Genomic DNA, 1814 nt, shown 5'->3' on the forward strand with positions numbered 1-1814 from the left:
CACAACCCCCCGCCGCGCGCTGCGCCCCGACCCACCTCAACCACCCCCCCCCCGCCCGGGGGGCCCCCCCCCGCCCCCCGGGGCCCCCCCCCACTGTTCATGTCCGCGCCCCTACGAGGGGCCCCGCCGACGCCGATCCGCCAGGATCAGACCACCGGAACCGGGTAGGTCGGGTACTCGACGCCCGAGACGTGCTGGACGACCCGGATCACCTGGCAGGAGTAGCCGAACTCGTTGTCGTACCACAGGTAGAGAATCGCGTTGTCGCCCTCGACCTTGGTGGCACCCGCGTCGACGATCGACGCGTGGCGCGAGCCGATGAAGTCGTTCGACACCGCGTCGGGGGCGGTGGTGAAGTCGATCTGGCGCTTCAGCGACGAGGTCAGCGAAACGTTGCGGAGGTAGTCCAGGACCTCTTCGCGGTTGGTCTCGCGGGACAGCTGGAGGTTCAGGATGGCGATCGAGACGTCCGGCACGGGGACGCGGATCGAACTGCCCGAAATCTTGGCCTTGAGGTCCGGCAGCGCCTTGGCGACGGCCGAGGCGGCACCGGTCTCGGTGATCACCATGTTCAGCGGCGCCGAGCGGCCGCGACGGTCGGCCTTGTGGTAGTTGTCCAGCAGGTTCTGGTCGTTGGTGAACGAGTGAACGGTCTCCACGTGGCCGCGCAGCACACCGAACTCGTCGTCCATCGCCTTCAGCGGCGGAACGATCGCGTTGGTGGTGCAGGAGGCGCAGGAGAGGATCTGCTCGTCCGGCTTGATGGTGTCGTGGTTGACGCCGTGCACGATGTTGGGCACGTCGCCCTTGCCGGGGGCCGTCAGGACGACCTTCTCGATGCCCGGACGCAGGTGGCCCGACAGGCCCTCGCGGTCCCGCCACTTGCCCGTGTTGTCGATCAGGATGGCATCGCGGATGCCGTACTCCGTGTAGTCGATCTCGGACGGGTCGTTGGCGTAGATCACCTTGATCGCGGTGCCGTTGGCGACGATCGTGTTGTTCGCCTCGTCGACCGTGATCGTGCCCTGGAACTGCCCGTGGATGGAGTCACGGCGAAGCAGCGAGGCGCGCTTCACGATGTCCTGGTCCCCGCCGCCACGGACGACGATGGCCCGCAGCCGGAGGCCGTTGCCGGAGCCGGCCTTCTCGATCAGCAGCCGGGCGACCAGACGGCCGATGCGGCCGAAGCCGTAGAGCACGACGTCCCGCGGCGACTCGCGGCGCTCGATCTTGTTGGCACCGGTGGCGCCGACGACGGCCTCCGCGGTGAACTGCTCCACCGAGAGACCGCGGCTGTCGGCGCGGTAGGTGGCGGCGAGCATGCCGAGGTCGATCTGGGAGGGGCCGAGATCCAGGGTCGTCAGCGCCTGAAGGAACGGCAGCGTCTCGGTGACCGAGAGCTCCTCGCCGGCGATCTGGCGGGCGAACCGGTGGGTCTTCAGGATGCTGACCACCGACTTGTTCACCAGGGAGCGGCTGTACAGCAGGACAGTCACGTCCCGCTCCCGGTGCAGTCGGCCGATGATCGGAATCATCGACTCCGCGATCTCCTCGCGGTTCTTCCAGTCCGTGAACACGTCGTCGTTGACAGTCACAAGTCCATCTTTCGAGCTAGGAGGGTGTTCACATGCTAACTGCGACCCGCCCCACCAGCCGAAACGGGTCCCCCCTGGCCCACATGACAAGAATCACACAGGGTGACAAAAAGGGCAGAACGCAAAGAACCCCCGTCGGTTTCCCGACGGGGGTTCTTCACAATGATTGTTCGGCGGCGTCCTACTCTCCCACAGGGTCCCCCCTGCAGTACCATCGGC

1 protein-coding gene is annotated in these 1814 nt (G+C 67.0%); it reads right to left on the reverse strand.

Going from position 1 to position 1814, the window contains the following annotated elements; translation table 11 throughout:
- Positions 1-146: 146 nt before the first annotated feature.
- Positions 147-1595: a glyceraldehyde-3-phosphate dehydrogenase gene (locus ACIQ9P_RS29300; RefSeq protein WP_402362529.1), complete on the reverse strand. Its 1449-nt coding sequence runs from the start codon at positions 1593-1595 to the stop codon at positions 147-149.
- Between the last annotated feature and the right edge of the window lie 219 nt (positions 1596-1814).

This window comes from Kitasatospora sp. NPDC094019, assembly GCF_044764505.1.
Classification (GTDB): domain Bacteria; phylum Actinomycetota; class Actinomycetes; order Streptomycetales; family Streptomycetaceae; genus Kitasatospora.